The following is a 513-nucleotide window of genomic DNA, read 5'->3' as shown; positions in this document are numbered from 1 at the left end:
CATGAGCTCAATCAGTGTGAAGCCGTTGGACTGGCGCAAAGACATGAAACGCTCCCCAGCGTTGATGACACAGAAGATGAACGCCCCGCCGCCGATCAGCAAGCGGCGGCAGGACGAACGGTCGCCCGGAGGCGACAGGCGTCAATGGGTTGACGCAGATCGAGAACCGGCAGCGGCCCCTGCCCGCCGCCGGCCCGGTCAGGCCCTCAGGCCATGACCTTGTAGCAGGGTTGGTACTCGCCGGAGATCTTCATCCGGCGCTGCTCGACGAAGGCGCGCAGCAGTTCATCCAGGGCCTGCATCATGTCCGCATCGCCGTGGATTTCGAACGGCCCGAACTGCTCGATGCGGCGCATGCCGTCTTCCTTCACGTTGCCGGCCACGATGCCGGAGAACGCGCGGCGCAGGTCGGCCGCCAGGGCATGTGGCGGACGGCCGTGGTGCAGGTCAAGCGACGCCATCGCCTCGTGGGTCGGCACGAACGGCTGCTGGTACTCCCACGGAATCTCGATC

General features: G+C 65.9%; 1 protein-coding gene. It reads right to left on the bottom strand.

The window, feature by feature from the left end; all coding sequences use genetic code 11:
* Positions 1 to 206: 206 nt before the first annotated feature.
* The coding region (locus AAE045_RS24445) for a pyrimidine/purine nucleotide monophosphate nucleosidase domain-containing protein (protein ID WP_455549876.1) at positions 207 to 513 on the bottom strand (307 nt) is incomplete at its 5' end.

The organism is Dryocola clanedunensis (assembly GCF_038405435.1).
Classification (GTDB): domain Bacteria; phylum Pseudomonadota; class Gammaproteobacteria; order Enterobacterales; family Enterobacteriaceae; genus Dryocola; species Dryocola clanedunensis_A.
This window is presented reverse-complemented; position numbering and strand designations above follow the sequence as displayed.